Here is a 25,767-nt window from a genome sequence, read left to right as displayed (position 1 = left end):
TGTGCTCCGTCAAAAACGATAACGATGTGTTCAAAGCCGGGTTTCAAGGTATCTGGCCCGTCCCGGTTTTAACCGCCGGGGCGGGCCGATTGCCTAGTGAAAGGCGGTTTCGGGCAGGAAAGTTGCAATTTGCGGGAAGAAAATCAGCAAGACCGCCACCAGCAACAACATGCAGATAAAGGGCGGCGTTCCTTTGATGACTTCGGCATAAGGTCGCCTGAATATGGCAATGGCTGTAAAAATATCGCAGCCAAAGGGCGGCGTTGCCGAGCCAATCGCGACCTGCAATGTCACCAGTGTCCCCACCAGAATGGGGTCGATCCCGGCATTGTTGACCAGCGGCATAAAGATTGGTGTTAGAACCAGAATAACAACAATCGGGTCGACAAACATGCAGCCGATGAAAAATGCAATCGAGATGGCAAACAGAATGGTGTAGGGACCTGCGGTATCAAGGGCGAGTGCGCCAATCACGGCCTGCGGAATCTGGGCAAAGGAAATGACGAAGGAAAACGTCGTACCCGCCCCCACCAGAATGAAAACCACCGCCGTGATCAGGCCGGTGGACCGGGCAATATGCAATAATTCATGCCATTTGACCGAGCGGAAGATCAGAACTTCGAGGATGATGGCGTAAACCACGGAAACAGCGGCAACCTCGGTCGGGCTGACCCAGCCCAGATAAATGCCGCCGACAATCAGAACCGGGAACATGATGGCCGGGCCGGCATTGATCACGGCCTTGCCCCGTTCCAGCCATGTGCGGCGTGGAATGGTGGGGATGTCGTTGACCTTGGCGTACCAGACAGAATAGGCCGAAAATAACAGCAATATCAAAATGCCCGGGCCAATACCGGCAATGAACAATTCGCCAATGGAAACCTTGCCCACCACACCAAATACGATCATACCAATCGAAGGCGGGATCAGAAGGGCGATGTCACTGGCATTAATGATCAGGGCCATTGTGAAACTGTCTTTATAGCCAGCTTCCAGCATTTTGGGCCGTAACGGCCCGCCCATGGCAACCACGGTGGCCTGGGTAGAGCCCGAAACCGCCCCAAACAAGGTGCAGCCAAGTGCAGTGGTCACCGCAAGGCCACCGCGCATATGTCCGACAAAGGTCATGGCAAGGTCAATCAGGCGGCTGGCTGTGTGGCCTTTGGTGACGATATCGGCGGCAAAAATGAACATCGGCACCGCGATTAAGGCAACCGGGCTGATACCACTGACCATTTGCTGAATAATGATCTGATGCGGGATGGGCATGAAAAATGCGAAGGCGATGACGCTGGCCGATGCAAGGGGAACCATCATGGGAAAGCCGAGCAGCAAAAGGCCCAGCATGACGACGACAATTGTTGTACCTAAATCCATTATTTTCCCGTCCCCTTACAAATGCGTATCAACGTTGTCGTCATACGTGTCCGCAACCCGGTAAGACAAATGCACGCCTGGCTTTAAAATATTGGTCAGGGCGGCAAGCACGAACTGGATGCCGGTCACGGTCAGACCGAAAGGAATAACCAGAACAGTGAAGTACATGGGAATGCGCAAGGACGGGGTCAGGCGGTTGGTTTTGATCAGTCCGCCAATGTAATCAAGCGAATAATAGGCCAGGATAAACAGCAAGGTCGCTGTCCCCAGGCTAACAATGATCATAAGGACCTTGCTGGCACGCGGTCCCAGCATGTCGGAAAAGGCTGACATGCGAATATGACGCCCCATTCGTGCCGCTTCCGAGATGCCGACAAAGGTCACCAGAATGATCAGGAACGTATTAAGTTCCTCGGAAAAAAACAGGCTGGAACTAAAACCCATTCGGGCAATGACGTTGGCGACCGTGTTGACCGCCATGATGATGATGCTCCAGCCAAGCAACTGTCGTTCAATGACAGATAGCCAGTCATCAACTTTTCTAAGAGCATATAGCGCCGTGTGAGATTTTATCGGCGCCTCTCCGTTCGATCCAGACATACGACCTCCTTGATGCGCGTGCGGGACATTTATTTGGAACGCGTGATTATACGAACGGTTCCCTCCCACGAATTTCAGTCCGCTTCGCGCCAGAAGGTCAGAATAGAAACGCTATATTGAACGGTTCAATGAAATTTTTGTGTCATGACAAAATCAGTACATGACGTCGAATGCATGTACACCGGGCATCTGATCCATGGTCTGGCGGATCTGGATAAGACCCCGATGCAGGCTTGGGGTGTCTATGGCCCCGCCAATGCAAACACGTATGGCATTCGGGCGTTTGACCTTGACGGTCATGAACGGGTCGGAAATGGTGACAGCCACGCCGTTTTTTCGCAATTCCGAGGCAAACCATTCCTCTTGCCAATGTTCGGGGATACGCACCCAGGCCGACAAGGATGTCGGGTGGTGGCGAACAACCGCATCCCCCAGAATGTCGGCAACCAGGCTTTGGCGTTCACGCATGAGGGCGCGTTGAACGGTTACCGCCTGGGCCACCACGCCTTCCTCGATCCAGCGCGCGCCCATCTCGGCAATCAGGGGGGTGCCCATCCAGCCGGTGACGCGCAGCACGCTGCTGGCGCGAATCGAAAGGTGTTGGGGCACAACCAGATAGCCGGTGCGAAGCCCCGGCATCACAATTTTGGTCAGACTGGAAACATGAAAGCCAAGCTGGGGTAAAAAGCTGGTGATCGGTGGCAGGTTTTGTTCAAGAAGCGGGCGGTAAACGTCATCCTCGATCACGTAAACACCGTGCTGGCTGGCAATTTCGGCAATACGCTTGCGCCGCTCCAGCCCCATCAGGCAATTGGTCGGGTTGGTATAAATCGGCGTGACAACCAGGGCACGAATGGCGCGTTGCTGGCATTCGCGCTCAAACGCTTCGGGCAGGATGCCTTCGTTGTCGGTCGGAAGCGCCCCCAGCTTGAACCGCAGGACGCTGGCGGTGCCAATAACCCCGTGATCTGTCAGGCTTTCGGTCAGAACCACGTCGTCAGGCTGCACAATGGATGCCAGGGCAATAAAAATGCCCTGGGCCGCACCATTGGTAATAATTGTCTGGCCTGGTTCGGCGGAAAGCCCCATGCCCGCCAGCCATTTAACGCCAACTTCGCGGTGATAATCAAACCCGGCCACCGGGCGGCAGCTTTCCATCCACGGGTGATGAATATCCTCGGCCAGGCGGCGGTGCATCTGGCGCGACAGGTCGTTGTGAAAGTCGGTATAGGCGGCGCGTACGATGGAAAGGTCGATCAGGTCGGGTTGGCGATTGTCCAGAATAAAGGATGATGCCCGGTCAGTCAGGCGGGCCTGAACGAAGGTGCCCCGCCGCCGTTCTGATCGTAAATAGCCCTGTCGTTCGACTTCCTTGTAAGCGGCGCTGACGGTCTGAACGCTGACTTTCAAGTGATATGCCAGATCACGATGGGTCGGCATACGGACATCATGGCGCAGGCGCCCAGACTCGATATCCGTGATGATCGCCTCGACCAGGGCCTTGTATTTCGGGCCTGTATCACCACTCAGGTCTGTCGTCGGTAGCCACATTGTACTCGTTCCACCCATCCGTTTTACAGATACCCTAACATGGCGAAGGGTATTTTGGGTAGGGGGCTTTGTATTTTTGTAATGATACAAAACATTCATTGACCTGATGCAGGAACATTTCAAAACTTCGAACGTTCAAACATACGACATATCAATCTAACCGCCGCCGATCTTGTGAGAACGCAGGGTTGTAGCGGCAAAACAAGGGAGACTTCTGTAATGAGTTTGACAAAGCTCTTCAAGGCGACCCTGTCTGCCGCAGCTGTTTTTGCGGTTGCAGGTACGGCAATGACCGTGCACGCGGAAGAATGGAAATTCGCGATTGAAGAAAGCACGGGGGATGTCCAGGATTTATACGCTCAGAAATTCAAGGAACTGGTCGAGGAAAAAAGTGGCGGTGACGTTGATGTCACCATTTACACCTATGGCCAGCTTGGAACAGAAAACGACATCACCGAACTGACGGCATCAGGGGCCATTCAGTTTTCGAATGCATCACCGGGCCACCTTGGCACGTTCGTTCCCGAGATTCAGGTCTTTGGCGTTCCTTATTTGCTGTCGCAAAATAACGACGTGAACAAGGAAATCCTGTCGAAAAGCCCGACGATCTATCAGGGCCTTTCCAAGGATTTTGAAAGCAAAGGCCTGAAACTTTATACCATGTATCCCGAAGGGGAAATGGTCTGGACCACCAAGAAAAAGGTCGAAACACCGAAGGACTTTAACGGCGTTAAATTCCGTGTGATGACATCACCGATCCTGATTGACAGCTATAAGTCATTTGGTGCTGATCCGGTGGCATTGCCGTGGGGTGAAGTGTATTCCGGGCTGCAGACCAGCGTGATTGATGCGCAGGTAAACCCGATTTTCTTCATCGAAAGTGCCAAGTTTTACGAAGTTACCGACTATCTGATTTATGCCGGTCAGCAGCAATATACCACGACCGTGGTAACCAACGACGCCTTCTATAAAGGCCTGTCGGATGACCGCAAAGATCTGTTGACAGATGTTAAGGCGGAACTTGATGATTATATCTTCAAGGCCCAGGCAGAGCTGAACGACAAGGCACTTGCCAAAATCAAGGAAGCCAAGCCGAGCATCAAGGTCATCAAACTTGATGCCGACCAACGTGCCAAATTTGCAGAAGCATCCAAGGATGTTGGCGAAACGATGGTGAAAGAAGTTGGTGGTGATTCCCAGAAGGTTCTTACCGATCTGCGGGCTGAAATCGCCGAGAAAGAAAAAGAAATGGGCAAGATGTAAGTCATCTGCCATCTGTCGGGATTTGCCTTTCCGGGCAGTTCTTCTTTGACAAAACCCCCGCAGCCAAAACTGAACTGACCCCCGAAAGTTGAACGTTAACCTTCGGGGGTTTTTTGTCGGTTTTACAACGTCTGATCGCCAGTTCCCGGTAACCGGAAACCACCACGGAAATCGGTGATTAGACTGCAAGTAACCGCAGAGGTTTCGCCAGCGTGATATAGGCAAACAGGCCCATCGACATTAACATGATCAGCGCACCGATATTCATCGGCATATGCGGCCCGCCCACATTAATAATTGTCGCCCCGGCCGCAAGCAGCACTGTGCCGATAACAGCCAGAAAAACCTGGATTTTGTCGACATAATCGAAATGGCGGCGGCCTATGCGATAGTATGTTCCATAAAGCGCCAGACTGATCCAGCCAATCAGGTTGGAATAGCTCTGTGCCGGGAAAAATTCAGCCCCTTCAAAAACAACCATTTGAAGCCCCCAGATTGCTTCGACGAAGGCCAGGCAGGCGGACACAGTCCAGCATATGCGTGGTAAGTTGCTCATCTCGGTTCCAGTTATATCAGCGAATTGGTTAGGTTATATCCCATCCGAAGTATATTTTTTGTTTTACAAGTATAGCTAATAAATATTTGTGATTTGTACAAACCAAAAATAGTCCAGTTGCCATTTCAATGCTTTAACTTCTCAGTCACCTGTATTTGTCTTTGTTTTCTTTGGTATAGGTAAGATCTCCGTTGGTATATTTTTCTTGGTGGCTGGCATACTGAAAAGAAAATGTGCAGGCAAAAAAGAGGGGCCGAACATACGGTTCGGCCCCAAAAGGCAGAGAGCTGTTTTTCAAAAAACAGTTCGTTTGTGATCTGGTCTATTTGGCGGCAAGTTCGTCAGTAACGGCATCGACCGCCTGTTTGGCAATATCAACAACTTTGTCGATTTCAGCCTTGGTGATGCAGAGCGGCGGGGCAAAGCCCAGAATATCGCCGTGTGGCATGGCACGGGCAATCATACCGCGTTCCAGGCACGCTGCCGATACCTTGGCACCAACTTTCAGGTTCGCATCGAAGCGTTCCTTTTTGTCCTTGTCGGCAACGAATTCCAGGGCGGCCATCAGACCCACACCGCGGGCTTCACCGACCAGCGGATGATCGGCAAAGGTTTGACGCAGCAGGTTCTGGAAATACCCACCGGTTTCTGCGGAATTACCGGTCAGGTTTTCGCCGTCAACAATATCAAGGTTGGCATTGGCGGCGGCCGCACAAACCGGATGGGCGGAATAGGTCCAGCCATGGCCCAACGGACCCATTTTGTCTGAACCCTGTTCAAGAACATTCCAGACCCGTTCGCCGACAATAACGCCCGATAGCGGCAGGTAACCAGATGTGACACCTTTGGCAATCGTGATCAGGTCGGGTTTGATGCCATAATGGTGTGAACCAAAATAGCTGCCGGTACGACCGAACGCAGTGACCACTTCGTCGGCGACCAGAAGAATATCATATTTGTTCAAGACAGCCTGAATGGCTTCCCAGTACCCTTTGGGCGGGGTGATGATGCCGCCCGTACCCATAACCGGTTCGCCGATAAAGGCAGCCACGGTTTCGGGGCCTTCGCGCAGGATCATTTTTTCCAGATCATCCGCACAGCGTTTGGCGAACTGTTCTTCGGTTTCACCGGCTTCGGCATTCCAGTAGAAATGCGGGCAGGTGGTGTGCAAAACAGGGGATTTGGGCAAATCAAATGCATTGTGGAAGGTGGCAAGGCCGGTCAGGCTGCCGGTCATGATGCCCGAACCATGGTAGCCGCGCCAGCGCGAGATGATTTTTTTCTTTTCCGGGCGACCCAGAATGTTGTTGTAGTACCAGATCAGTTTGATGTTGGTTTCGTTGGCGTCAGACCCGGACATGCCATAATAAACCCGCTGCATGCCTTCGGGTGCACTTTTGACAATGCGTTCGGACAGGCGAATGATCGGCTCGTTACCATGGCCGACATAGGTGTGGTAATAGGCCAGTTCTTTGGCCTGGGCATAAATGGCATCGGCAATTTCGGTGCGGCCATAGCCGACATTGACACAGTACAGACCGGCAAAGGCATCAAGTGTTTCTTTGCCTTCGGTGTCGTGAATATAAATGCCCTTGCCGCCATTGATGATGCGGTTTGGTGTTTCGCCGTCTGCATGCTGGCGCATGTTGGTTGACGGATGCATGAAATGTGCCCGGTCCATTTTTTGCAGTTCGGCGGTGTTGTTTTTAATCACATTCATTATCTTCTCCCGTTCGAGATAGTGGGGCGAACTGCCAGCCTTTAAAATGCTGCGCAGACATATTTAAGCTCGGTGAATTCTTCCATGCCGTGGCGCGACCCTTCGCGGCCCAGGCCCGATTGTTTGACCCCGCCAAACGGGATCGGCGCACCGGTTATTTTTACACAGTTGAGCGCAACCATGCCGTATTCAAGCGCATTGGCGACCCGGTTGGCACGCGACTGGTCATTGGTATAAAGATAGGCGGCGAGGCCATATTCGCTATCATTGGCCTTTTTGATCACTTCGTCTTCACTGTCAAAGGGGATAACCGGGGCCACAGGGCCAAAGGTTTCCTCGTGATAGATCTGCATGTCATCGGTGACATCGGCCAGCAGGGTGGGGGCATAAAAAAGACCGCCCAGCTGTTTACCACCAACCACAACCCGGGCCCCTTTGGCGCGGGCATCTTCAACATGTTCGGCGCATTTGGCAACCGCACGATCATGCATTAGCGGGCCAATATCGCAATCTTCATCCATCCCGTTGCCAACGCGCAGTTTTTTAATGGCATCGGCAAAACGGGCGATAAACTGGTCATAAATATCGCGATGAACAAAAATGCGGTTGGCCGCAAGGCAATCCTGGCCGCTGGTGGCAAATTTGGCCCCAATGGCATGGGTAATGGCCTGGTCCATATCAATGTCGGGAAACAGAATGAACGGGGCGTGCCCGCCTAGTTCCATCGACATTTTTTTAATGGTTTGCGCGCCTTGTGCCAGCAACAACCGCCCGATCTGGGTGGAGCCGGTAAAGGACAATGCCCGTACAACCGGGTTGCCACACAGTTCGCCCACCACCGGGCTCGGGTCGCCAGTGATCACGTTAAAGACACCTGCGGGGATACCGGCCCGTTCGGCCAGTTCGGCCAATGCGGTGGCAGAAAACGGGGTTTCGGTGGCCGGGCGTACAATCATGGTGCAGCCCGCAGCCAGGGCGGCGGCGGCCTTGCGCGTGATCATGGCGCAGGGGAAGTTCCACGGGGTGACTGCGGCGGTAACACCCACCGGTTCGCGGCGGATGCTCATGGCGCGATTGGGCAGGTGTGATGAAATGCTTTCAACATTTACCCGCTTGGCTTCTTCGGCGTAAAATTCGATAAAGCTGGCGGCATAGTCAATTTCACCGCGTGATTCATGGATCGGTTTGCCCTGTTCCAGCGTCATTAGCAGGGCAAGGTCTTCCTTGTTTTCGATCAGCAATTCAAACCAGCGCCGCAGGCGCTGCGCGCGGTCCTGGGGCAGCAAAGCGGCCCATGCGGGAAAGGCTGCGTGGGCGGCGTCAACCGCGCGCCTTGTTTCGGCGACACCCATATTGGGAACAGTGCCAAGAAAGCTTCCGTCAAACGGGTTGGTCACCTCGATGACCTGACGGTTATCTGCCGAACTCCAGCGCCCGTCGATATAGGCGTGTTCGCGCAACAAGCGCAAATCGGTCAGATTGCTTAACGACACACAACGCTGTTCTTTCAATTGTGCCGTCATCGGAGCCTCCTTTTAAACGGGCCCGGCACTGTGCCGCCGGGTCTGCCTGTTGAACTAAACGCAGCGTAACAATATTGGCGCAGAGGAGGTCACCGAAGGTAAGGCGATTTGGTGTGGTTTTTTTGGCGGGAAGGGGCGTTTAAGCGATGTTTTTTCTGCCAGCAATGACGGCTTTGTGAAAATTCTGAGAACCAGCAGGGTTTATCACTTTGAACATGCTGATTTTTTCGGGTTATTGGCTGTCGTCGTCATCCAGCCAGGATTTCATTTCGCGGCGTTTGCGCTGCTTTTCGATCAGGGTGCGAATGAGCAGCACCATAAAAACCAGCAAAAGCAGGGTTGTTGTGGTGGGGAAGGCAAAGGGAATGCCGATAACAACCATTAACCCACCGGCAAGACCGCCGCCGATGATCGCGACAAGCCCCAGTATCAGGGTCATGGCGAACACGGCGGCAATCAGAATGGCAGCAATTTTATTCATCAGTTCCGCTGGTCTCGGCTGGTAAGCTGTTTGGTGGTCAGGTCCAGCCGTTCGGCAAGAACGCGCAACAGCTGAACAGAAACGGCCTGGTCCTGGCGCACAAGCCCAAGGAATTCGGCCTTGTCGAGTTTTAGAACCGTCATGTCTTCGACAACACGGATGGTCGCAGATCGTGGCTGATCTACCAGAAGGGCAATTTCGCCAATTACTTCCTTGGGTTCGACATCGCGTAATTTAAGGGTCTTGGCTTCGTCGGTGGTAAGCCAGATTTCGCCGCGCCCGGAAATGACGATAAAGGCCGCATCGCCCGGTTCCCCCTGTTTGACGATAACTTCGCCCCGCTTATAGGTAAGACGCGGGCTGGTAAATGCCAGCAGTTTGATGACATTGGGGTCGAGTGCTGAAAACAGCGGGATGGTCCGCAGCAACCGGACTTCTTCCTCGATGCTGCCGTCTTCTGCCGGGATGGTGTCGGTTTCGGCGCTAATGGCCGTTGCATCTGTAAGGGCGTCAGGGGTGCTGCCATCGGGTTTGTCGCGCCTTGTCAGTTTACCATTTGCCATATGCAGGCAGGTTGAAAAACGGTCGCCCGGCATATCGGCACCATCAACCCAGATCACGCTCCGCTCATTGGCACTTTTGGTCAGATAGTCGACAAGCTGATCCCGGGTTTCGTTATCAAGAGCGGACAGGGCCTCGTCGACAACCAGAATGTCGGGGTTTTTGATCAGGGCGCGCACCAGTGTTATTTTCTGACGCAGGCTTTGCGATACGCGGCTGCCCCCCACCCCGACATCGGATTCAAGGCCGAGCGCGATCAGGGCTTCATACAGGCCGCCATCGCGGGCAATTTCAAACAGAACTTCGCCAACGCGTTCTTCTGAATGTGCACGACCATAGGCAAACCGGCCAAACAGCAGGTTATCAAGAATGGAGGCCGCGGCGGTATAGTTTTCGGCATCAAAGAAGTCGATCTCGCTGGCCATATCCTCGGGAATGTTTTCGTGAAATTTAGGCCGCGCCTTTAAAATAAGGTCGCGGAAATTATCATCCATGACACGCAAGCGGTGACGGGCCGGGGTCAGGTTCATGGCGACTTCAAGCAGGCGCAACCTGTCGTCTTCGCGGATATCGTCGATATCGACACCATCAATGCGTTTCAGCATGTGTTTGACATCGGTAAGTTCGTCGGCCGAGACAAAGCTGTAGCGATCGAAAAATTCGTGCCCGGGGGGCAGGCCGGTAAACAGTTCGATCATCAGATCAAGCATGTTTCGGCCCATATTGATCATGGGTTCATACAGGCCATTGTCGCGCAACACGCTTTGAAAATACGGATGGTTCAGAAAGTTCCGCCGGTCGTAATTCGGGTTTACCGACACCCCGAAAACCAGGTTGATCCCGACGGTGGCGTTATCGTTATAACGTTCAATGTCAAACGGTTCGACCAGGTCGGCCAAGCCGCGTTCGGCCAGCAGTTCTTTTAGCCGCGGACGTGCGGCCAGCACAGCCTGGGAAAGGTTGGGGCGTAAATGCGGGTCAATGCGGCGAAGCAGGCCGATGCGGTAAATATCGCGGTCAAGATGAACAACCGACAACAGGGTCAGCAATTCGCTGTTAAGTTGTTCAAGCGATTCATAGCCCGGGCCGATATAGTCAATCCATTGCCCGCTTGGATCATAGGGGATATTGCCCGACAGTTTGATTTCATCAAACATTTCGGCGGTTAAATGGTCGGGAAGGTCGGTGGGCGATGCCAGTTCAACCTGTTCGACCAGGGCCGGTGGCAGAAGGGTTCCGACATCGGAACTGTTCAGGGTTGCATCTTTGTCTGTGCCCGGCTGGCGTTCGACCAGGGGGCGATGTTTAAGGCCATACAGCAAATTGTCTGCGATGGTGCCGTGGAACAAGTAGGAATCCGGGCCGACATAGCCGGTTCTTTGCCCCAGATACGATGCGGGAAGCTGTGTTGCATTGGTATCGGCAAACTGAATACGACCGCCGCTGGGTGTGAGAAGGCGCACCAGCATGCGGGCAAGATGCGATTTGCCACTGTCGGCAGATCCGGTCAAAAGGGCCGAGCCGGGCAGGGCCAGGTTGAAAGATACATTTTCAACAACGCGGGTGCCGTCATCATCTGTCCATGACAGGGCATAGACATCCATCGGGCTTTGCAAATGCCCGGCAAGCGGTGCAACCAGTTCGTGTTCCTGATCCAGATCGGGCAGTTCAAACTGTTCGTATAGCTGGTCGTATTTAATGCGGGCATCGGCCAGTCGCTGATAATAGGCCAGAAGTTCTTTCCATGGTGCCGACATATCCTTGTAGGCAGCAAGGGCCGCCACCAGTGCCCCGAAAGACAGGTCGCCCGCAATAACCAGATAACCGCCAATCGAATAAAAGAAAAACGGTGTGATCTGGGCGATGAAGTTGTTGAGGAATTTGATAAAGAATTTGCGGAAATAGATTTCCTTGCGAATTTCAAAAATTCGCCCCATGCGCTGGGTATAGCGCATGAGTTCGTAGCCTTGGGTATTGTGGGCGCGAATGTCTGTGGCACCGCTCACGGTTTCGCCAATATGTTCAGACATGCGCCGGATATTTTGCACCCGGTCCTTGCCCAGCTTGTTCACCCGGCGCTGCAATTTGGGGATCACGTAGCCTTGCAGCGGGTAAAAGGACACTGCAGCCAGCCCCATCAGCGGGTCCTGAATGAAAATAAAGGCCGAAATCGTGACCAGAATGCCCCCCTGATAAACCGGCAGGGAAAAGGCCTCGCCAAAAAAGCCGCCCAGAGGCTCGGCTTCGGCGGTAATCATGGAAACGATTTCACCCTGGCTGGTTTTGCGAAAATGGGGCAAGGGAAAGCGCAGGACACGTTCAAATAAAATATAACGCATCCGGCGTAAAAGCCGTTCGGCCATAACGCCGGTATAAACGTTGATAAAATACTTGAACCCGCCATTTACGAACACCAGAGCGAGAAAGATGCCCGATAGCGCAAACAGATATTCGACCTGGTTAAGGTCAATGCCAAAAATGCCAAATGGTTCGCCTGCCCCGCCGATGGCCTGGTTGACGATCATTTTGGGCAGGTCGAGCGAATAATACAAAAACGGAAAAGACAGCACCGTCACGATCAAAAGCACGATCTGTTGAAAGCGGCTGTGGCGCCAGATATAGGCAAATACCGAATTCGGCATGCACGTTTCCCGTTATATTACGACGCCCGCCCGGCACATCCGGTCAGGTCAGGTCAAAGCTTTGCCCAGGTGCAACAAAGCCGCAAAAACCGTCGGCAACGGCATCGGGCTTTGTATAGGCCGTGTAATGATAAAGCCACATTTTGGCTTTGATGTCGTCGGGCAGCGTTTTTAACTGATCATAATGCGCGTGCACACCAGACCAACGCGGACCCAGTTCGCAATCCTGAAAAATCACATCGGCTTTGCGATAGCAGGCCATATGGGCATCGGGATCGAAAATCGCATCTGTTGTAATGAAAAAGCGTTTCGATTTTGTTGTGCCAAACAACGCAAATGACAGCATCTTTCCTTTTTCCGCGACAATATGGTCTACCGGCAGAATCTCCAGATTAACGTCATGCCAGTTAAAGCGGCCTGTTGGCTGCAAAGGTTTGACGTTAAAATAGGTATCAAGTGTGCTGTCACCATGATCGCTTACTTCCAGTCCGCCGCGCAGGCTGTGGTTCCAAAGCGGTTCGATCAGTTCTTCAACCATGTAAAGATCGACGCGGTGGTGATGGAAAATGAAGTAATTGCTCAGTGCCATCCATTCCAGGCCGCCAATATGGTCGGAATGCAAATGGCTGATATAGACGGCTTCAAAGTCCTTTGGCCATAAGCCAAGTCGATGCAGCGAGTGGCGCGCATCGGTGCCGCAATCTATTAACAGCCGTGCCATCTGGCCGGTTTCGGTATTTTTGGTTTCCAAAATCATATTGCTTTGGAAATTATCTGCGGCAGTACAGAATGCTGATCCTGCTCCCGCAAAAGTAAGCTTCATTCCCCAACTCCCCTTGCTTGGGGAAATCTTAGTCGAGGAAGCCTACCGGGAACCACCTTAATTTATTCAAATTTGTAACGATCCCGGTGTCAGGGGGGAATTTTGCCAAATTAAAACCAATTTTGCGGCCCTTTGAGGCAATATGCACGTCAGAGTATTGGGGGTTTTGCAATTTTTGGCGAAATTGTCCGGTAATTGCCACGGCGTTCGTTATAAGGTGGGCTGCAGGATCAAAACGTCGAAAAGGATTCGTTTCGTGCCATAACATGGCAATATGGGGGGCGGGTCGGTGGGAAAAAAAGGCCGACAGTGCAAAACTGTCAGCCCTTTAAATACAAATGAAAAGAGGGGATCAGTTAATACCCTGACGGCCCATTTCCAGAAACTTGTCGCGGCGGCGGGCTTTTAAAACACCCCCTTCAAGGCCGGACAGTTCGATCAATGCTTTTTCAATCGCATCGCCGACCTGCTTGCAGGCATTTTGGGGTTCGCGCTGTGCACCGCCCAAGGGTTCGGTGATGATATCGTCAATCACACCAAGCTGCTGCAAATCCTGTGCGGTCAGGCGTAATGCTTCGGCGGCGGTTTTGGCTTCGTCGCCCGAACGCCATAAAATTGATGCGCAGCCTTCTGGCGAAATAACCGAATAAATCGAATTTTCCAGCATCAACACGGTGTTGGCAATTGCCAGGGCAATGGCCCCACCCGACCCGCCTTCGCCGATGATAACCGAAACCAGGGGCACCTTGATGTCCAGGCAGGTTTCAATCGACCGGGCAATGGCTTCGGACTGGCCGCGGGCTTCGGCGTCGGCGCCGGGAAAGGCCCCGGCGGTATCGACCAGTGTAATTACCGGAATATTGAACCGTTCGGCCATGCGCATCAGGCGAATTGCCTTGCGATAGCCTTCGGGCTTGGCCATGCCGAAATTGTGTTTGACGCGCGACTCGGTATCGCGGCCTTTTTCATGGCCAATCACCATAACGCTGCGGCCACGCAACCGTGCCAGGCCGCCAATGATGGCTTCGTCTTCGCCATAAAGCCGGTCACCGGCCAGCGGTGTGAAACCGTCAAACAGGTTTTTGACGTAATCCACAAAATGCGGCCGGTCCGGATGACGGGCAACCTGGGTTTTCTGCCATGGTGTCAATCGACCATAGGTGCTTTGCAGCAATTTGGTCAGCTTGTCTTGCAGGCGCGCGACTTCGTCGGCAATGTTGACTTCATCGTCATTGCCGCTCAAATGGCGAAGTTCTTCGATCTTGCCTTCAAGTTCGGCGATCGGCTTCTCGAAATCCAGAAAGTTGTGCATCAGGACGTCAAATCCGGCTGGGAAACAATGGAGCGGAACATACGTGATCAGTCTGCCACGTCAAGGGTGGAGCAAAAAAAGGCGCGATAAATTCAATATTTGACCCTATCATCGGCCAAATTGCATGAATTTTGCCCAGATACTTTGCCAAATGGAAAGAATATGTCTACCAATTTACGTATCGAGCCGCTTCTGAATCCTGATATTGCGGTTTTTGACCGCCTGATTGTCATTCTGAAAGCGGCATTTGCCGCTCAGGATGGTATCGTGAACCCGCCCAGTTCGGTAACACGGGTGGATGTGGCCGAGTTGCAGTGGCGCTTTCAGCGCGATGCTGTGCTGGTTGCCCGCGATGGGCAAAATGAGAACGCCATTATTGCTCAGATATGGATCGAGACCACGCCCGAAGATGCCTATCTGTATAAAATGTCGGTTGATCCTGCGTATCATGGCAAGGGCATTGGCCGCGCCTTGATGGATGCCGCCTGTGATTATGTTGTTCAAAAAGGGGCTGTGTCCCGGCTTCGTCTGAATGTGCGCCAGGAACTGACAGGGAATGTTGCGTTTTTTCAGCGCTGCGGGTTTGTAACAACGGGTGAAGGGGTGCATTCCGGTTTCACCGAGCCGACCTATTGGATCATGACGCGCGACATCGCCGATCAGGAAACGCGTTCGATCGCCTGATTTAGGGGCGTTTTTTGTGAAGACAATGGCGGTTCTGTTGGCGATTTGTCATGAGCTTCAACGGGGCGCGCATAATAGGGCACATGCGCCTCGCCCCAATCTTTAAGGGCCAGAATAATCGGGCGCAGGGTTTCGCCCTTTGGGTTCAGGCTGTATTCAACGCGGGGGGGAACTTCGGCATAGACCTTGCGATTGATCAGGCCGTCCTGTTCAAGCTCGCGTAATTGCCGGGTCAACATGCGCTGGGTGACGCCCGGCATAAGACGACCCAGTTGGTTGAAACGTTTGGTGCCGTCGAGCAGATGGTACAGCACAACACCTTTCCACTTTCCGCCAATAACGCTTAGCGTGGCTTCCACCGGGCAACCGGGGCTGCGATTTGGCGGGCAATCAAAATTTTGCATTCATCCTCCGAAACCGGCAGAAAATCCCATTAGTATACAAAATGTTACTACTGGCCAAAACTGTGCGTACTTATCAGTTGGGCAATTATGCGTTAGCATTCCGGCATTCGCAAATCAAACCTCGGCAAGGAGGAACGATCATGAAAGCCATTGGATTAAAAATTGCCCGCGCGGTAACGGATGCCAACCTGTTTGAACAGGCTGACATTGCCACGCCAACCCCGACGGGGCACGATATTCTGGTCCGTATCAAGGGGGTTGCCGTTAACCCGGTTGATTTCAAGGTGCGCAAAGGCAAGGCCGACGACGGTAATTTTAAGGTGCTGGGCTGGGATGCGGCTGGTGTGGTCGAAGCGGTTGGCGAACATGTGACCCTGTTTAAGGCAGGCGACGACGTTTGGTATGCGGGCGATGTTACGCGGCCTGGCTCGAACAGTGAATTGCAGTTGGTTGACGAACGGATCGTGGCACAAAAACCCAAAAGCCTGGATTTTGCCACCGCAGCGGCGTTTCCGTTAACCGCAATCACGGCATGGGAAGCCATGTTTGACCGCATGAATATTGATCGCACCGATATTGCGGGCAACAAAGGCAAAAGCATTTTGATCATAAACGGGGCCGGCGGTGTTGGCTCCATTGCCATTCAATTGGCCAAAAGTGCCGGTTTGCAGGTGGTTGCCACGGCATCGCGCCCGGAAACCATTTCGTGGGTCAGCAAAATGGGGGCGGATCACGTGATCAACCACCATAACCCGCTAAAGGAACAGCTTGAAGGGGCCGGTTTTGCCACGGTTGACTATATTCTTTGCACATCGGAAACCGACGCATACTGGGATGTGATGTGCGACCTGATCGCCCCGCAAGGACGGATTGCCTCGATTACCGAGGCAATGAACAACCATAATGTGGATTTGCTAAAAGCAAAATCAGCCAGCTTTTCCTACGAATTTATGTTTACCCGGTCCATGTTCCAGACCCCCGACATGATCGAACAACATAAATTGCTAAGCGAAATCGCGAAGATGGTTGATGCAGGCAAACTTCAGGTAACAGCAACCGAAAATTACGGCGGCCTTACCCCCGAAAGCCTGCGCAAGGCGCATGAATTCCTCGAATCGGGCAAGGCGATTGGCAAAATCACCTTCGTGGGCCTTGGTGCTTAACACCGCAGGAATCAGGGTGTGACAGACAGGCCCTGGTCATCTGAAACGGGATGCCGAACCGGTTGAAAATGGCCGGTTCGGCATTTTTTATGGTGCTGTTGCGGGCGGGCGAAGCAGCGCATAAATTCTTTCGCGGAGCCAGCGATGCAACGGATGTGTTGTGGTGCGGTCATGCCAGACCAGGGCCATGTCAAAGCCATGCACTGGCAAGGGGGGTGTCAGGATTTGCAGGCGGCCGCTGCGGTTATGCGCGACGCGGCTGGGGACAAGGGCGATCATGTCGCTATGTGCGACAATTTCGGGCACCACAAGAAACCCCGGTGCGGACAGTGCCACCCGGCGTTCATAGCCCAGTATTTTAAGACTATCATCCGCCGGTCCGTGGAACCCGCCGCCCTCAGGTGAAACGATGACGTGGTCGAGGGCGCAAAAGGTTTCCAGATCAAGGCTTCCGGGAATGGAAGGATGATCGGGGCGGGCAATGGCGACATAATTTTCCTGATAGAGTTTGCGCATATGCAAGGTTTCAGGTGCTGTTTCCGGTGTGGTTAGCGCCAGGTTGATGTCGCCGCGCACCATTTGGGCCTCAAGCCGGGATGTATCAATTGTGCGCCAGGCAATGCAAATACCCGGTGCTTCTGTCCGCATGATTTGGGCAAGCGGTATCAAAACCGAATATTGGACATAGTCGCTGGCGGCGATGGCGATTGTCGCCTTGATCTTTGTCGGGTCAAACGGGCTGGTTTCTGCGATGACGCGGCGCACCGCCTCGATGGCGTCGTGCAGCGGGGCCTGAAGGTCCAACGCGCGTTCGGTCGGGATCATGCCGCGTTGGGATGGCAATAAAAGCGGGTCGCCCAGCAGGTCGCGCAGGCGTGTTAATCGGGCCGAAATCGCGGGTTGGCTCAGGTTCAGGCGACGGGCCGCGTGCGTGACATTGCGTTCGGCCAGCAAGGTGTCGAGGGTGACCAGCAAATTGAGATCAAGCTGTTCGATATCCATTTGATTTATACCAGACCATAAAAGCTTTGATTTCAACGATAGCAGGGTGATGGGGAATGATCACGTATCAAAGGTGATTATTCAAAAAGGACGGAATTATGCGTAATATTCTGATCGTTCATGCCCATCCCGAACCCCGGTCGTTGACCAGTGCGCTAAAGGATCTGGCCGTTGCGACATTGCGCCAGCAAGGCCATGACGTGCTGGTGTCGGATTTATATGCGATGGGGTGGAAGGCGGTTGCCGACGAGGGGGATTTTACCGACATCATTGCCCCGGAGCGGTTAAGTTACGTCGCTGAATCGCGCCATGCTTTTGCATCCAAAACCCAAAGCCCGGACATCGACGCCGAACAGAAAAAGCTTTTATGGGCTGATGCTGTTTTGTTCAGTTTTCCGCTGTGGTGGTTTGGGATGCCCGCCATTTTAAAGGGGTGGTTTGACCGGGTTTTTGCCTTTGGCTTTGCCTATGGTGTTGGCAAACACGGGGGTGAACGCTGGGGTGACCGCTATGGCGAAGGGGTTTTGGCCGGGCGTCGTGCCATGATCATTGTGCCGATTGGCGGGCGTTCACCCCATTATAGCGACCGGGGGGTGAATGGCAGCCTGGATGATGTTTTATGGCCTATCGCGCATGGCACCCTGTTTTATCCCGGGTTTGATGTGTTGCCAGCCTTTTCCGTCTATCAAAGTGATCGGATGGATGAGGCGGGGTGGCAACAGGTAAGCAAGGATTTTTGCGACCGTTTGAAAAATCTGTTCACCACAGCGCCCATTCCCTTTCGCACCCAGAATGGCGGGCATTATGATGCCAGTCAGCGACTTAAACCTGGCCTTGGAACAGGCGAAGGTGGCACGCGCATTCATCTGGTGCAACCGGGCGACCCGGTTGAAACGGTTTTTGGCCCGGCGCAGCGTGCGGGCAGCTAATATTCAGGTGTCATCAATATCTGCCAGCAAGTACAGGGCCGTGTTGACTGGGTTTGATCAATGCGGCCCTGTATGTTTTTCGGGCGTTTATTTGCTGTCCTTGGCGGCAATAACGTTGGCTTGATGCACCATAACCTCGGCCTGTTTGATCGATGCAATGTCGATCAGGCGGCCATCAAGGGCCACGGCACCCGCGCCTTCATTCTGGGCTTTTTCCATTGCCTCAAGTATGCGTTTGGCCTTGGTGACCTCGGCCTCCGAGGGGGAATAAACCTCGTTGGCAAGGGTGATCTGGCTGGGGTGAATGGCCCATTTCCCTTCGCATCCCAGTACCATCGCCCGTGCGGCCTGGGCGCGATAGCCATCGGGGTCGGAAAAATCGCCAAACGGGCCGTCAATCGGGCGCAGGCCATTGGCGCGCGCCGCCACCACCATGCGGGCAATGGCATAATGCCACATATCGCCCCAGTGATAATCGCGCGGGGCGTCGCCGTCCTTGTCGGTTAAAACGCCGTAATGCGGGTTGGGGCCGCCAATACCGGTGGTCATGGCCTTGGTCGATGCGGCATAATCGGCAACCCCGAAATGCAGGCTTTCATTGCGTTTGGAGGCAGCGGCAATTTCATGAATGTTTTGCATACCAAGGGCTGTTTCAATGATCAGCTCAAATCCGATGCGTTTTTTGCGCCCCTTGGCGGCTTCGATCTGGGTTGCCAGCATATCCAGGGCATAGACATCGGACGCCGTGCCAACCTTGGGGATCATGATCAGATCCAGCCGGTCGCCGGCCTGTTCCAGAACATCAACAACATCGCGATACATATAATGTGTATCCAGCCCGTTGATGCGGACCGATAAAACCTTGTCGCCCCAGTCAATGTCATTGATGGCGCTAATGATGTTTGTGCGGGCCTGTTCCTTGTCGCGCGGGGCAACGGCATCTTCCAGATCCAGAAAAATGGCATCGGCCTTTGATTTGGCGGCCTTTTCAAAAAGTTCGATGCGGCTGCCTGGCACGGCCAGTTCGGATCGGTTCAGGCGCGCCGGTGCCGGGGTCGGGGTGGTGAAACTCATGTCGTTCTCCTTGCTGTCATTGCGCAAAGCGGCGGGATGCCGCAAACGGGGCAATGACGTCAAACCTGTACCGGGGCCTGCCTTGGCAGATATTGCGGTCTTTGTTTTTTGGTGCCGCAATGATTTTGCCCATGTTAGCAAAACTTGTTGTGCTGCGTCCAATTCGACGATGGTTGGAGATGCGTTTCTGCCGACACAACACACGTTTATTGGCGCGCGCGATACGTGCCTTTGTGCGGTGAACGAAGCTTTGGCAGGCAGGGGTTGGTCTGTTTCGGCGGTGTTTTCAGGTCATTGTCTTAAATTCAAACTATTATAGGGATTCTTCAGAGTTTCTCTTTATATTGGCGAACAAATTTCAGAGAATCGATCCAACAGGCCGGGGGGCTGATGCGTCGCGCCTTTTTTACCTGCCTTTCTATAGGGTTTCTGCCGCTTTTGATTCTAGCGTCGGCCTTGGCACTGGTATTTGCCGACCAGGCGGCGATTCTGCCTGGTGATTTTATGGGCTTCCTGCAATATCGCCCGTTTTTTGTGGCATTCCTGGGCGTGGTTCTGGGCTGCTGGTTTAACCGCAGCCGGGCTGTGTTTGCGATGCTGGTTTTGTCTTTTTGTTACTGGTTCTTTTTCGGTGCGGCAGAATTCCTTCGGCCACAGGGAGACAGATTTCTCCAACTGGCATCGCTTTATATTATACCGCTGAACATGCTGTTGTTTGCTTTTATGTCGGAACGCGGCGTGTTTCGAAAGCGGGGCATTGCCCGGATTTTGTTTCTGGCGGTTCAGTTGTTTGCCCTGATGCTGCTTGCCGTTCGACCCGATGTCGCATCTGCGCTGTCCAAGGTGCTGGATGTCCAGTTTATTGAACTGGCCGGTTTTGCCAATGCCGTGCCCCAGGCGGCAATTATCCTTTTCGCACTGGTGTTTTTGGTGTTGCTGGCAAGGGGGCGGCCGCTTGAATTTGCCTTTGCCTGTACATTACCCGCGGTCCTGGTGGCGACATTGGCCGGGGCCAAATACATTCCGTTCGGATATTTGGCGGCGACGGGCATCATTTTGCTGGCGTTGGTGCAGGAAGCCTGGCGCATGGCATTTGTCGATGATTTGACCGGTTTGTCCGGGCGGCGCGCACTTGTTCATGCCTTGGCCGAACTTGGCGGGAAATATAGCGTTGCCATGCTCGATATCGATCATTTCAAGAAACTGAATGATGTCCATGGGCATGATGCCGGGGATTTTGTTTTGCGCAAGATTGCCCGCGAACTGGCCCATATTGGTCATGGCGGCAAGGCGTTTCGCTATGGCGGGGAAGAATTTGCCATTGTGTTTTCCGGGCGCGATGTTGCCTGGGCATATGACGTGCTGGACCATTTGCGTGACCAGATTGCCGCCACGCGCTTTACCTTGCCAGGCAAAAAGCTGGCAGTTGGAATAACTGTATCGGTTGGTATCAGCGAAAAAGATGGTCGGCCTTGCGATGCCTGGGATGTTCTTAAAGAAGCAGATGAGAAGCTTTATCTTGCCAAGAATGCCGGGCGTAACAGGGTGGTTGTGTAGCGGCAGGCAAAATCAGATTTCCCGGAATTTGAACAGCAGACGCAGGGAACCTGCCGTATTGGCGAGCGTCGCCAGGCAGGCGGCAGCACGATCAGCCGGAATGGAAACGGCAAATTGTGTGCTGTAAACACGCGAATCGTTTTCTTGGGTCGCACTTGCGGCCAGTTGCACGATGTTGGCGTTAAATTCGATAAATATTTCCGATAATCGTGCAATCAGGCCGGGCTGGTCGATGCCGGTACATTCGATCATGTGGGTTGCCCCCGGTGCGTCGGCTGCAGGCAACACTGGATAGATCGCCTCTACCGTGACTTCGGGCTGTTCCATACTTAATTCACACAGCGCGACCTCGCATTCCGTGATCGGGCAGGTGTCGGGCAATTCGCATTCTGTGGTGAAGGTGGCGCGCCCCTGATCAAGGGCAAAGCCGGTCGGGCCAAGGTTGACGCCAATATCAAACAGGCGCCCGGTAATATCAGACACCAGCCCCACCCGGTCACGACAGGAAATGGTAATGCGGGTATTGGCGTTCATAATGGTCTCCGTTGTTTTCCGGCAAGGTAACCGGCGTACTGGCAATGCGGGTCACACTTTATAATATAGAGTGTGCAACATTTAACACAGCTTTGTCCTGATGATCCATCCAACTGTGTCGGGTTGGGGTATTGGTCGCGCGACAAGGCAGGATGGCGGCTGGTGATGGTGGCAGGCGGGAAAAAACAAAGGCTCGACGCGTTAACGTCGAGCCTTTCAATGGTGCGCCCAGAAGGATTCGAACCTCCGGCCTTCTGATTCGTAGTCAGATGCTCTATCCAGCTGAGCTATGGGCGCATCGTCTTTGTTTCCGGCGGCTTGCGAAGTGTGCTCCCCGTCGGCGGAGCGGAACTTATGAAAACGCGCTGATCTTTGCAAGCGGTAATTTTCAAAAAACTGTATTTTTTTGAAAAGGCCGTAAAAAAGCATCGTCAAAGCCCGTCAAACACCGCTGTTTTCCGCCATGTTGTCGATTATCGCTATCTTACGGGAAAAAAGGGGGAAATGCGTCTTGTTCCGTAGGGAACCCTCTATTAAGATGCTTTTCAATCCCAGGGGAGCAGGGGCTTGTTTCTTCTATAAAAAAGCAGGCTCCGGGAGATTCGCTTATTCCTATTAGGTAATTGATCGAAATGGCCGTTCGCAAAACCTACCTCGCCGTTTTCGGCGTCGCCCTGCTGTTAGGCGGGTGTTCAAATTCTACCGATGCCATGTGGCCGGCGCTCAGTGGGGAGGATGCCGGAAATTCGGCGCGTCAGTCTTCCGCCAGTATGGGGGCCGCGCAAACGGACATTGGGACAGGGGCCGGACAGGCCGATGTCATGCGCAGCACGCAGCCGTTAACCGGTATGTCTACGACAGGGACTTTTGTCGGGACCAAGGTTGAAAGCATGCGTCAGGAATTGAACCGCCTGAAATCGGCGCTTAATTCTCATAATAACGAGCTGCAAACGTTGCGTGCCCAGACAGTAAGCCATTCACAGGCTTATCATGGCACTGTTGCCGCGATTAATGCGCGCCTTCAGGTGGGGACCACGCCAGGTAACCCTGTGCTGGTCAATCAGTGGAACCAGGCGCAACTGGAACTTGACCGGGTGAATGGCGATATCGCATCGCTTAATTCACTGGCCAACGATGTTGCAGCTGATTCGACATTGTCGACCTTCCTGCTCGAATCGGTGCGTTCGGCATATCAGGTGTCGGGTGCGGTTGACGAAGACCACCGTCAGTTGGCAATGCTGGAAGACGAAACCAGCCGGACCTCGGTTTTGATCGACCGGTTGTTAAGTGAAATCAGCGAAGACCTGTCACGTCAGACCAATTATATCGCCGGGGAACGTTCCAATCTGAACGCTTTGTCGCTTGCGGTTAAAAATGGCGAGATTTTTGGCGCATCGCTGGCAACAAAGTCAGCACCGGCACAACCGATCGCCAGCAACCGTACGATGCCCGACGCGGCTGATCGTCCGTTGGTTGTTATCCGGTTTGACAGTGCCAGCGTGAAATATGAACAGGCCCTGTACAACGCTGTTAATCGTGCGCTGGAACGTCGTCCGGATGCGACCTTTGATATTGTTGCTGTCACGCCGAACCGCGGCACACCGGCACAGGTTGCATTGAACAGCAGCAAGGCGAAACGCGATGCGCAAAGTGTTGTGCGGTCGCTGACCGATATGGGCATGCCCAATTCGCGCGTGCGCCTGTCAGACTCGACCAGTTCTTTGGTGTCTGCAAACGAAGTTCACGTCTTCGTTCGCTAATCAGTTTCGATCCTGATCAGTTGAACGGCCAAACAGGGTGCCTCCTTTTCAGGGGGTGCCCTTTTTCCTGTTGTGCAAACGGGCTGTTTACGAAACGATCTACGCAATGGCGGCGATGTCCCCTAATTTGGCCGGGTGTCATTGGGGAATGAATGTGACAGGTTTTGTCAGATCAGTTTGTTCGGATCGTAATTTTCGAGGTGATCATGGTCGATGTGGTGAATTTGCGTCAGCATCGCAAACGCAAGGCACGCGATGAAAAATCCAGAAAGGCGGAGGTCAACCGGGCTGCGTATGGCCGCACCCGTTCCGAACGTGATGAAACCCGTGCGCAACAGGATATGGCCGCCAAAAAAATTGACGGTCATTTGCGCCAGACTGACGACGCACCGCAGGATGGGGCACCGAACCTTTCGCCAACAGGTCTTAAAACGCTGGATGATGCAACCGGTGATGAGGAATGTGCTGATCAAGAAGGCCGCGCCACCAAAACCCGCGATGATGCGGCGCGTTCATCCCGTGTTATTCGGATGGACACATGGCGCGGCAAAAAGCATCCTGAGGATAAATCGTAAATTTAAAGCATGTTTCCTTTAATATGACCGATTTTGCCAGCTCAGTCTGCCGCCTGGTAAGGAGAAGTCCGCAGGGCGTAATGGGTTTACGGACAAGGATTTCGACGCGGCCAGGCGGCAGACTGCGCTGACCCGCAGGGTTTGATTTTGGCGGTGTTTGGCGGCGTTACACCGCTCACCCGATGCGCCGCATCGCGCTGCGCGCTGTGCCTTGCCAAACGACACGCCAAAAACAAACAAAATGGGTCATATTAAAGGAAACATGCTTTAGAATATGGCGGAAATGGACATGCCTGCTTTGTTGGCAGGCTTGATATGTCTGTTGCGACTCGGCTTTGGCGATGGGAGCAATGAAAGCTGTGCTGGACGGCAACGGGTGATTTGGCGGCGACGATGGCTGCGCGCGAAAATGGCCTTAAAAAATGCGGGCCGTATTTTATTGCAGGGATGGACGGGGAAGCCCCATTTGACCCGGTTCGGTCCGCCCGTGCCGTTCCTTACCCGCCTTTGAAGACGTTTCGGCGCACTGTAACATTTCGTCACAGCTGCGCATCGTGCGGATAGGCACAATCGGTACAGGTTCGTTTGCAACATTTCGGTTGATATTGCAATTCGGGGCGGTGTCGGGTGACACCTTATGTCAAATAGCGGTCTGTCAAATAGCTGTTTTTGGTGCCGAAAATCAGTTTTTCATAGTCAGTTTAGGAGCGTTTCCTTTTCGCGTTTGTCCTGGTCAAGGGCTTCGTCCCACCCCATCAACCAGTCTTCATGTTCGCGGCAATCGGCGGGATAGGGGTTTTCGGTCAGGCGGTGGGCACCAAGGCCTGCGGAAAACCCATGCCCATAAGCAGGGTTAATGCGGGGTCGAGCGGGTATGACCGGGGCGTTATCAGTGTAAATCCTGTTGCGAAATGCAGGCAGGGAGCACAAAACCCCGTCGTCAATGCCCAATGGATAAGTGATTAGCATGGCTTTGCCCAGTGATGTGATGGACATGGTGCCGTTATCGGCAATGCGGATCAGGCCGGCCATTTTAAGGTGGGATGCCGCATATTCAATGCGGTCGCGCAGGGCCGCGGTATCTTGCAGAATAATTTGCGTGCCGTCATCGTCGCAGCAAAACAGGGACAGAACTTTTTCCCTAAGAGCATCCGGACCTAATCCGACCGATGCTGACCGCAAGATTGTCAACATCAGGGCGGGATCGCCGGGAATGTAATCTGTTGTGGTCGTCATTATGGGCCTCCGTCTTTGGCGAAACGAATTCCCTCCCCAGTGCAACCTTCATTGTTTGCGGTATGAATACCGGGCTGCTTTATTATAAGTATAGTTTGCAGATATGTTTCAAACTTGTGAAGACAAGAGTGCGCCCCGGTAGAATTTTTTTGATTTTAATCGGATATCGGGATTGTAATTGTGCCCGAATGATAAAGAGCACGAGAATTTTGTTAAAAAACACACGTTTGGCGAGAACAAGTTTCTGGCTTAAAACACAACCTGGTCGGTGCGAACCTATATTCACGATGTCAGATCGCGGTGCCAATATGTTTGTTGGCAGGATTCAGCAGCGAAAACGGCACACAGACCATTTTGGCAAACGGCAACATTTTGGCGTTTTTCGAATAAAAAAGACCAAAGTCGCAAGTTTGACTGTTTTAAAGCACTTTTCCTTTAAT

The 25,767-nt window shown here is 53.3% G+C and carries 22 protein-coding genes and 1 tRNA gene; 7 read left to right on the top strand and 16 right to left on the bottom strand.

What is annotated here, in order from left to right; all coding sequences use genetic code 11:
* Positions 1 to 93 precede the first annotated feature (93 nt).
* The 3 genes from AAC086_RS08585 to AAC086_RS08575 all read right to left on the bottom strand — a co-directional run bounded on the left by AAC086_RS08585 (position 94) and on the right by AAC086_RS08575 (position 3,528).
* Positions 94 to 1,377 (bottom strand): TRAP transporter large permease, encoded by a 1,284-nt coding sequence (locus tag AAC086_RS08585; protein WP_339777698.1) that lies wholly within the window; start codon positions 1,375 to 1,377, stop codon positions 94 to 96.
* 15 nt (positions 1,378 to 1,392) lie between these two features.
* Positions 1,393 to 1,977 carry a TRAP transporter small permease gene (locus AAC086_RS08580; RefSeq protein WP_339777695.1) on the bottom strand — a complete coding sequence of 195 codons (585 nt, stop codon included), beginning with the start codon at positions 1,975 to 1,977 and terminating at the stop codon, positions 1,393 to 1,395.
* A gap of 153 nt (positions 1,978 to 2,130) precedes the next feature.
* Positions 2,131 to 3,528, bottom strand: coding sequence for a PLP-dependent aminotransferase family protein (locus AAC086_RS08575; RefSeq protein WP_339777692.1), 1,398 nt, complete (start codon positions 3,526 to 3,528; stop codon positions 2,131 to 2,133).
* A gap of 219 nt (positions 3,529 to 3,747) precedes the next feature.
* On the opposite strand from AAC086_RS08575, the gene dctP reads away from it, so the two are divergent.
* Complete coding sequence (dctP, locus tag AAC086_RS08570) at positions 3,748 to 4,791, top strand: TRAP transporter substrate-binding protein DctP (RefSeq protein WP_339777690.1); 1,044 nt, start codon at positions 3,748 to 3,750, stop codon at positions 4,789 to 4,791.
* Between the two features lie 178 nt (positions 4,792 to 4,969).
* Here the strand turns inward: dctP and AAC086_RS08565 are convergent, their stop codons facing one another.
* The 7 genes from AAC086_RS08565 to AAC086_RS08535 all read right to left on the bottom strand — a co-directional run bounded on the left by AAC086_RS08565 (position 4,970) and on the right by AAC086_RS08535 (position 14,409).
* Positions 4,970 to 5,347, bottom strand: coding sequence for a hypothetical protein (locus AAC086_RS08565; RefSeq protein ID WP_339777687.1), 378 nt, complete (start codon positions 5,345 to 5,347; stop codon positions 4,970 to 4,972).
* 322 nt (positions 5,348 to 5,669) lie between these two features.
* Positions 5,670 to 7,067, bottom strand: coding sequence for an aspartate aminotransferase family protein (locus AAC086_RS08560; protein WP_339777684.1), 1,398 nt, complete (start codon positions 7,065 to 7,067; stop codon positions 5,670 to 5,672).
* Between the two features lie 41 nt (positions 7,068 to 7,108).
* Positions 7,109 to 8,590 carry an NAD-dependent succinate-semialdehyde dehydrogenase gene (locus AAC086_RS08555; protein WP_339777682.1) on the bottom strand — a complete coding sequence of 494 codons (1,482 nt, stop codon included), beginning with the start codon at positions 8,588 to 8,590 and terminating at the stop codon, positions 7,109 to 7,111.
* Positions 8,591 to 8,822: 232 nt separating this feature from the next.
* Positions 8,823 to 9,071, bottom strand: coding sequence for a hypothetical protein (locus AAC086_RS08550; protein ID WP_339777679.1), 249 nt, complete (start codon positions 9,069 to 9,071; stop codon positions 8,823 to 8,825).
* Positions 9,071 to 12,274 (bottom strand): ABC transporter transmembrane domain-containing protein, encoded by a 3,204-nt coding sequence (locus AAC086_RS08545; protein WP_339777677.1) that lies wholly within the window; start codon positions 12,272 to 12,274, stop codon positions 9,071 to 9,073. The genes AAC086_RS08550 and AAC086_RS08545 overlap by 1 nt, the downstream gene beginning before the upstream one ends.
* Before the next feature lie 43 nt (positions 12,275 to 12,317).
* The gene (locus tag AAC086_RS08540) at positions 12,318 to 13,097 is read right to left on the bottom strand and encodes an MBL fold metallo-hydrolase (protein ID WP_339777676.1); all 780 of its coding nucleotides are present in this window, start codon (positions 13,095 to 13,097) and stop codon (positions 12,318 to 12,320) included.
* A 352-nt stretch (positions 13,098 to 13,449) separates the two neighbouring features.
* On the bottom strand, positions 13,450 to 14,409 hold the full coding sequence (locus AAC086_RS08535; protein ID WP_339777673.1) for an acetyl-CoA carboxylase carboxyltransferase subunit alpha: 960 nt from the start codon (positions 14,407 to 14,409) through the stop codon (positions 13,450 to 13,452).
* 162 nt (positions 14,410 to 14,571) lie between these two features.
* On the opposite strand from AAC086_RS08535, the gene AAC086_RS08530 reads away from it, so the two are divergent.
* Positions 14,572 to 15,093 carry a GNAT family N-acetyltransferase gene (locus AAC086_RS08530; protein ID WP_339777672.1) on the top strand — a complete coding sequence of 174 codons (522 nt, stop codon included), beginning with the start codon at positions 14,572 to 14,574 and terminating at the stop codon, positions 15,091 to 15,093.
* Here AAC086_RS08530 and AAC086_RS08525 read toward each other — a convergent pair.
* Positions 15,069 to 15,497 (bottom strand): helix-turn-helix domain-containing protein, encoded by a 429-nt coding sequence (locus AAC086_RS08525; RefSeq protein ID WP_339777669.1) that lies wholly within the window; start codon positions 15,495 to 15,497, stop codon positions 15,069 to 15,071. The genes AAC086_RS08530 and AAC086_RS08525 overlap by 25 nt on opposite strands.
* Before the next feature lie 140 nt (positions 15,498 to 15,637).
* Here AAC086_RS08525 and AAC086_RS08520 point away from each other — a divergent pair, with 140 nt between their 5' ends.
* A complete protein-coding gene (locus AAC086_RS08520) occupies positions 15,638 to 16,660 on the top strand; it encodes a zinc-binding alcohol dehydrogenase family protein (RefSeq protein WP_339777666.1) in 1,023 nt (340 codons plus the stop codon).
* Between the two features lie 87 nt (positions 16,661 to 16,747).
* Here AAC086_RS08520 and AAC086_RS08515 read toward each other — a convergent pair whose 3' ends face one another.
* Positions 16,748 to 17,662, bottom strand: a complete 915-nt coding sequence (locus tag AAC086_RS08515; RefSeq protein ID WP_339777664.1) for a LysR family transcriptional regulator — start codon at positions 17,660 to 17,662, stop codon at positions 16,748 to 16,750.
* A gap of 98 nt (positions 17,663 to 17,760) precedes the next feature.
* Between AAC086_RS08515 and AAC086_RS08510 the strand changes: the two genes are divergently transcribed.
* Positions 17,761 to 18,591: an NAD(P)H-dependent oxidoreductase gene (locus tag AAC086_RS08510; protein WP_339777663.1), complete on the top strand. Its 831-nt coding sequence runs from the start codon at positions 17,761 to 17,763 to the stop codon at positions 18,589 to 18,591.
* 87 nt (positions 18,592 to 18,678) lie between these two features.
* Here the strand turns inward: AAC086_RS08510 and AAC086_RS08505 are convergent, their stop codons facing one another.
* The gene (locus AAC086_RS08505) at positions 18,679 to 19,665 is read right to left on the bottom strand and encodes a CoA ester lyase (RefSeq protein ID WP_339777662.1); all 987 of its coding nucleotides are present in this window, start codon (positions 19,663 to 19,665) and stop codon (positions 18,679 to 18,681) included.
* Positions 19,666 to 20,055: 390 nt separating this feature from the next.
* On the opposite strand from AAC086_RS08505, the gene AAC086_RS08500 reads away from it, so the two are divergent.
* The gene (locus AAC086_RS08500; RefSeq protein ID WP_339777660.1) at positions 20,056 to 21,222 is read left to right on the top strand and encodes a GGDEF domain-containing protein; all 1,167 of its coding nucleotides are present in this window, start codon (positions 20,056 to 20,058) and stop codon (positions 21,220 to 21,222) included.
* A 12-nt stretch (positions 21,223 to 21,234) separates the two neighbouring features.
* Here the strand turns inward: AAC086_RS08500 and AAC086_RS08495 are convergent, their stop codons facing one another.
* Positions 21,235 to 21,756 (bottom strand): hypothetical protein, encoded by a 522-nt coding sequence (locus tag AAC086_RS08495; protein WP_339777658.1) that lies wholly within the window; start codon positions 21,754 to 21,756, stop codon positions 21,235 to 21,237.
* Positions 21,757 to 21,976: 220 nt separating this feature from the next.
* Positions 21,977 to 22,053 (bottom strand) — tRNA-Arg (locus tag AAC086_RS08490).
* A 335-nt stretch (positions 22,054 to 22,388) separates the two neighbouring features.
* Between AAC086_RS08490 and AAC086_RS08485 the strand changes: the two genes are divergently transcribed.
* Complete coding sequence (locus AAC086_RS08485; protein WP_339777656.1) at positions 22,389 to 23,516, top strand: hypothetical protein; 1,128 nt, start codon at positions 22,389 to 22,391, stop codon at positions 23,514 to 23,516.
* 164 nt (positions 23,517 to 23,680) lie between these two features.
* The gene (locus AAC086_RS08480) at positions 23,681 to 24,091 is read left to right on the top strand and encodes a DUF4169 family protein (RefSeq protein WP_339777652.1); all 411 of its coding nucleotides are present in this window, start codon (positions 23,681 to 23,683) and stop codon (positions 24,089 to 24,091) included.
* Positions 24,092 to 24,787: 696 nt separating this feature from the next.
* Here AAC086_RS08480 and AAC086_RS08475 read toward each other — a convergent pair.
* On the bottom strand, positions 24,788 to 25,327 hold the full coding sequence (locus tag AAC086_RS08475) for a hypothetical protein (protein ID WP_339777651.1): 540 nt from the start codon (positions 25,325 to 25,327) through the stop codon (positions 24,788 to 24,790).
* Between the last annotated feature and the right edge of the window lie 440 nt (positions 25,328 to 25,767).

The organism is uncultured Thalassospira sp. (genome assembly GCF_963976115.1).
Lineage (GTDB): Bacteria > Pseudomonadota > Alphaproteobacteria > Rhodospirillales > Thalassospiraceae > Thalassospira.
The sequence above is the reverse complement of the archived record's forward strand: the minus strand, read 5'-3'. Positions and strand labels throughout refer to the sequence as shown.

Coding starts and splice junctions, on each gene's coding strand:
- AAC086_RS08585 (WP_339777698.1), bottom strand. CDS start 1,377: ATGGATTTAGGTACAACAATTGTCGTCGTCATGCTGGGCCTTTTGCTG.
- AAC086_RS08580 (WP_339777695.1), bottom strand. CDS start 1,977: ATGTCTGGATCGAACGGAGAGGCGCCGATAAAATCTCACACGGCGCTA.
- AAC086_RS08575 (WP_339777692.1), bottom strand. CDS start 3,528: ATGTGGCTACCGACGACAGACCTGAGTGGTGATACAGGCCCGAAATAC.
- dctP (WP_339777690.1), top strand. CDS start 3,748: ATGAGTTTGACAAAGCTCTTCAAGGCGACCCTGTCTGCCGCAGCTGTT.
- AAC086_RS08565 (WP_339777687.1), bottom strand. CDS start 5,347: ATGAGCAACTTACCACGCATATGCTGGACTGTGTCCGCCTGCCTGGCC.
- AAC086_RS08560 (WP_339777684.1), bottom strand. CDS start 7,067: ATGAATGTGATTAAAAACAACACCGCCGAACTGCAAAAAATGGACCGG.
- AAC086_RS08555 (WP_339777682.1), bottom strand. CDS start 8,590: ATGACGGCACAATTGAAAGAACAGCGTTGTGTGTCGTTAAGCAATCTG.
- AAC086_RS08550 (WP_339777679.1), bottom strand. CDS start 9,071: ATGAATAAAATTGCTGCCATTCTGATTGCCGCCGTGTTCGCCATGACC.
- AAC086_RS08545 (WP_339777677.1), bottom strand. CDS start 12,274: ATGCCGAATTCGGTATTTGCCTATATCTGGCGCCACAGCCGCTTTCAA.
- AAC086_RS08540 (WP_339777676.1), bottom strand. CDS start 13,097: ATGAAGCTTACTTTTGCGGGAGCAGGATCAGCATTCTGTACTGCCGCA.
- AAC086_RS08535 (WP_339777673.1), bottom strand. CDS start 14,409: ATGCACAACTTTCTGGATTTCGAGAAGCCGATCGCCGAACTTGAAGGC.
- AAC086_RS08530 (WP_339777672.1), top strand. CDS start 14,572: ATGTCTACCAATTTACGTATCGAGCCGCTTCTGAATCCTGATATTGCG.
- AAC086_RS08525 (WP_339777669.1), bottom strand. CDS start 15,497: ATGCAAAATTTTGATTGCCCGCCAAATCGCAGCCCCGGTTGCCCGGTG.
- AAC086_RS08520 (WP_339777666.1), top strand. CDS start 15,638: ATGAAAGCCATTGGATTAAAAATTGCCCGCGCGGTAACGGATGCCAAC.
- AAC086_RS08515 (WP_339777664.1), bottom strand. CDS start 17,662: ATGGATATCGAACAGCTTGATCTCAATTTGCTGGTCACCCTCGACACC.
- AAC086_RS08510 (WP_339777663.1), top strand. CDS start 17,761: ATGCGTAATATTCTGATCGTTCATGCCCATCCCGAACCCCGGTCGTTG.
- AAC086_RS08505 (WP_339777662.1), bottom strand. CDS start 19,665: ATGAGTTTCACCACCCCGACCCCGGCACCGGCGCGCCTGAACCGATCC.
- AAC086_RS08500 (WP_339777660.1), top strand. CDS start 20,056: ATGCGTCGCGCCTTTTTTACCTGCCTTTCTATAGGGTTTCTGCCGCTT.
- AAC086_RS08495 (WP_339777658.1), bottom strand. CDS start 21,756: ATGAACGCCAATACCCGCATTACCATTTCCTGTCGTGACCGGGTGGGG.
- AAC086_RS08485 (WP_339777656.1), top strand. CDS start 22,389: ATGGCCGTTCGCAAAACCTACCTCGCCGTTTTCGGCGTCGCCCTGCTG.
- AAC086_RS08475 (WP_339777651.1), bottom strand. CDS start 25,327: ATGACGACCACAACAGATTACATTCCCGGCGATCCCGCCCTGATGTTG.